This window comes from Arthrobacter sp. (assembly GCF_031179385.1).
GTDB lineage: Bacteria > Actinomycetota > Actinomycetes > Actinomycetales > Micrococcaceae > Arthrobacter_D.
In genome coordinates this window covers 1-4,595 of record NZ_JAPSHV010000161.1, presented here as the reverse complement: position 1 = coordinate 4,595, position 4,595 = coordinate 1, and the positions used below count along the sequence as shown (strand labels likewise).

Annotated in this window: 3 protein-coding genes and 1 pseudogene; 2 read left to right on the top strand and 2 right to left on the bottom strand. The window is 67.3% G+C overall.

Annotation, left to right across the window (positions count from 1 at the left end):
- Window positions 1-260: pseudogene (locus tag RIF85_RS14600) on the bottom strand (purine-nucleoside phosphorylase); the annotation flags it as partial.
- Window positions 261-376: 116 nt separating this feature from the next.
- Here RIF85_RS14600 and RIF85_RS14595 point away from each other — a divergent pair.
- Entirely contained in the window at window positions 377-1,774 is a 1,398-nt protein-coding gene (locus tag RIF85_RS14595; protein WP_309072626.1) for an NAD(P)H-quinone dehydrogenase, read from the top strand.
- Between the two features lie 251 nt (window positions 1,775-2,025).
- Window positions 2,026-2,826: a DUF559 domain-containing protein gene (locus RIF85_RS14590; protein WP_309072625.1), complete on the top strand. Its 801-nt coding sequence runs from the start codon at window positions 2,026-2,028 to the stop codon at window positions 2,824-2,826.
- A 138-nt stretch (window positions 2,827-2,964) separates the two neighbouring features.
- On the opposite strand, the gene RIF85_RS14585 is transcribed toward RIF85_RS14590, so the two are convergent.
- Window positions 2,965-4,494 (bottom strand): FAD-dependent oxidoreductase, encoded by a 1,530-nt coding sequence (locus RIF85_RS14585; protein ID WP_309072624.1) that lies wholly within the window; start codon window positions 4,492-4,494, stop codon window positions 2,965-2,967.
- Between the last annotated feature and the right edge of the window lie 101 nt (window positions 4,495-4,595).

Genomic DNA, 4,595 nt, shown 5'->3' with positions numbered 1-4,595 from the left:
AGGACGAGTGCCCGCTTGCCGGCGGTCGTGAGGATGGAGCGGACGGTGCCGACATGCCCTTCGACCGCCGGGGCGGCGAAGCCGGGGATGTCGGTCGCCTGCAGCGTGTGGGTGGTCTCGCCGATCAGTTCGGCGGCCTCACCCCAGCCGGAGCCGAGCACCAACGCAATGTCGTGCGACGCCACCGACGTCTCTTGAGCGATGTAGTCCGCTGCAGAGCGGGCAAGGGCAAACGGGTCCGTCGGGGATTCGTCAATCACCGGTCCAACCTACCGGTCGGGGGCGTGTTGTTCCACCTTCCAGGGCTGTGATCCGGTACCGGTGGAAGCAGCCGGGGCGTTTGAGGGCTGGTGCCCGATAGGACACAATGGCACGTGTGACGAGTCAACTGGATTTCAGCGCCCTCCGCCTCGCGATTCTCGGGGGAGGTCCGGGTGGCTACGAAGCGGCCATGGTCGCTGCCTCGCTGGGAGCGACGGTCACTATCGTCGAGCGGAACGGACTCGGTGGCTCGGCGGTGCTCACCGACGTCGTTCCTTCCAAGACCCTTATTGCCACCGCCGACACCATGGCGCGGGTGGCGAACGCCCACAACCTGGGCGTGAAGTTTGCCGATGAGTCGGCGGCGTACGCGGACTTCGCGCAGGTGAATGAGCGGCTGCTGAACCTCGCCGTGAACCAGTCGAAGGACATCTCGGCGGCGCTCGAGCGGGCCGGCGTGAAGATCATCATCGGTTCCGGGAAGCTGCTGGATGACCACCGGCTCGAGGTCGAGACGGACTCCGGCTCCACCACCGTAGAGGCGGACGCGATCCTCCTTGCCGTCGGCGCCCACCCGCGCGAGCTTCCCACCGCGGTGCCGGACGGCGAGCGGATCTTCAACTGGAAGCAGGTCTACAACCTCACCGAGGTGCCCGAACACCTGATCGTCATCGGATCAGGCGTCACGGGAGCCGAGTTCGCGTCGGCTTACCACGGCCTTGGAGCGGACGTGACGCTCATTTCCAGCCGTGACCGCGTGCTGCCCGGCGAGGATGCCGACGCCGCCGAGGTCCTTGAGGAGGTGTTCCGTTCCCGCGGCATGACTGTGTTGTCGAAGTCCCGTGCCGAGGGCGTTGTACGGACCGACGACGGCGTGCGGGTCACGCTCTCCGACGGGCGAACCGTGGACGGCAGCCACTGTCTCGTGGCGGTCGGTGCCATTCCGAACACCTCGGGCATCGGCCTGGAAGAGGCCGGTGTCGCTGTGAGCGAGTCGGGGCACATCAAGGTGGACGGCGTTTCGCGGACCACGGCGCCCAACGTCTACGCGGCGGGGGACTGCACCGGTGTGCTCGCGCTCGCGTCTGTTGCCGCTATGCAGGGCCGGATCGCGATGGCGCACCTCCTCGGTGACAGCGTCACCCCGCTGAAGCTCAAGACCGTCGCCTCGAACATCTTCACGGCGCCCGAGATCGCGTCCGTGGGCGTCTCTGAGGCTGACGTCGAGTCCGGCCAGTACCAGGGCGACATCTTCAAGCTCTCGCTCAGCACCAATGCCCGGGCCAAGATGATGAACGTCAAGGACGGATTCGTGAAGATCATCGCGCGGAAGGGCTCCGGTACGGTGATCGGCGGTGTGGTGGTTGCCCCGCGTGCATCCGAGCTGATCTTCCCGCTGGCGCTCGCCGTCACCAAGAAGCTGCATGTTGACGATGTCGCGAACACGTTCACCGTGTACCCATCGCTGACCGGCTCCATCTCGGAGGCGGCGCGGCGCCTGCACGTCCACTAGCTCCTGCGCTCCTTCCGGGTGGGCCGGATTCCCCAGGTCCTGCCGCCGTCGTCGTTGTTCTGACGGCGTGTCGGCGAGGGACACGCCTCTAGGGTCTTGGTAACCGGGAAATCCGGGCCGCAAGCCGGGCTCAACAGCGCCTCCACAAGCCGCTCAATGCGGGCACTTTGTACACACAGTCCGTTGACGGGGTCGGTTCGCCGCTGGATGTGGGTGCACTGGGACAGTGAACGCAACCAAAGTTCTGCGCGGTGGTTGGATCCGTAGCTCGCACACAGACGCTTCGCGACCGCGGTGTCAGCAAGAGACAGATCGCGAACGCCGTGAACCGCGGCGAAATTATGCGTCTGCGCACTGGTCTGTTGGCGTTGCCCGATGCTCCCGCCGATTTCCGCGTTGCCCTCGACAACAATGGGCTGCTGACCTGTGCTTCTGCAGCGAAGCACTATGGGCTGTGGTCGCTGTACCCACCGGACCGCCTTCACCTCAGTTGCCTGCACGGGCACGGGCGTGGCTACGCGAACCATCGCGAACGGACGGTTCCCACGCATGACACCCTGCCCTTGGTGGGAGTCGTCGATGTGCTGGTTCACGCGCTCCGCTGCCTTCCACCGGTGGAAGCGGCCGTGATGGTCGAGTGCTCCCTGCGGCGCAGCGACACTGTTCGACCCTTTCTCCTGGAACGACTGCAGGGTGACCGGAACGGCGGGGCTCGGGCAGCGCTGGATCTGGTGACCGGTTGTGCCGAGTCTGCTGTCGAAGTGGTCGCCCGGATACTGTTCCGAGAAGCCGGGTTCTATGTGGAGACCCAGGTGCCGATCGAGGGCGTGGGACGCGTTGATTTCCTGCTTGAGGGCTTTGTGGTTGTCGAGGTCGACGGCGCTGCCTACCACTCCGACCGCCGCGCCCTCCGCCGTGACCTCCAGCGCAACAACTCGACCATCGCTGGCGGCTATCTCATACTGCGGTACAGCTATGAGGACATCATGTTTCACCAGGACGCAGTTCTCGACCAGGTGCGGGCAGTGCTATCGGGCCGGGTGATCCGATGAGGGCGGGCCTGATTCCCCAGGTACTTCGGCAGAAGAGCCTGTTTCAGCGGCGTGTTGTTGGGCGACACGCGCTTCACCGCGCAGAACCCGGGGAAAGTGGGCCGGGGTTGGACGGGTACGGGTTGGAAAGGCCGGGGATCAGGCGGGAGTGGGCTGGAAGTGCTGCTCGATGATCGACCTGATGTCGCTGTGGCAACCCCCGCAGCCGGTCCCGGCGCGCGTCGACGCCGACACCTCCGCCACACTCGAACAGCCGACGACGGCGGCCTGCTCGATGCTGCCCCGGCTCACGCCCGCGCACCGGCAGACGATTGCTGCGGGGTTGGAGGACGACGACGACGATGCCGCCCCTTCCGCCCCGTCCAGTCGCAGCAGGCTGGACCTGTCAGCAGGCAGCACCGCGCCGCTCTCGAACAGAAGCACCAGCTCGGCACCGGCCCGCGGCAATCCAACGCACACGAGGCCCTGCAGCACCCCGTTCCGGGTGACCATCTTCGCGTAGCTGCCCTGCTGGGGGTCCGCCCACAGTGCGACGGCGGTGCCGTCGTCGTGCGCTGCCCACGGGTCGGCCGAAGCGTCACCGGCAACAACCGCGTCGAGCCGGCGGGCCTTCAGCATCAGCACCGGCGGCAACACCGCCTCGACGTAACGCGACCCCGTGGGAACAACGTCCGCGACGAACGACTCAGCCAACCACTCGGCCTGCTTCCACCCTGGACCGATCAAGCCGGACGGCGCAGTGTCGCCCTGACAATCCGCGCAGTCCGGGAAAGTGCAGCGAACCTCGGCACAGTCGCCGATCGCGTAGATGTACTCGTCATGGTGCGCCCGCAGGGAGTGGTCCACCAGGATGCCCGACGCGACCGGAAGACCCGCCCCCTCGGCCAGTTCAACCCGCGGCCGCACACCGCAGGAGAGGACCAGCAGGTCGCCGGAAACCAGCCGGCCGTCGTCGAGACGCAGTGCGGTGAAGGCGCCGGCGTCGTCGTGCTCGAGACCAACGGCCTTGGCACCGGACACAAGCCGCACCCCCTGGGAACGGAGCGCGGACGCCAGAACGCGTCCGCCGCCGTCGTCGATGGTGCGGGCCAGCGGGTAATCGCCGTGGTGGACGACCGTAACGCGGGCACCCTCCTCGGCGGCGGCCAGCGCCGCCTCCAAACCAAGAATGCCGCCGCCGAGGATTACCAGGTCACCCCGGCGTTCGACGACGGAGCGCAGCGCCCGCGCATCCGCCAGATCGCGGAGGGCGGTCACACCGGCGGGCAATGCCGGGTGCAGCGGGTCGGGATTGAGCCCGGCGAGGTAGGGGATGACGGGCCGCGCGCCGGTCGCGAGGACCAGACGGTCGTAGGGGCGCACGGTGCCGTCGTCGAGCAGGATCTGCTGCCGGGCGCGGTCAATGCGCCGGACTCCGGCACCGAGCAGCACCTCGGCGCCCATTGACGCCAACCGGGCAGGGTCGCTCAAAGCAATTGCGGACGGCGAGGTGCGGCCCACGCCGACGTCGGCGACCAGCACGCGGTTGTACGCAGCTTCGGGCTCCGACCCGATGACCGTCAGCTGCACATCCCCGGACGCGAGGGACGGTTCCAGAACGTCGATGAAGCGGGCGGCCACCGGCCCGAAGCCCACCACTACAACGCGCTCAGCAGGTCGAGAACTCATACGGCCACCGCCTCACTCAGAGCGGGTTGGTGCACGCGCACCGACACCCGCGTGGTCTTGAACTCGGGCATCCCGGAGATCGGATCCGTATCCGACGACGT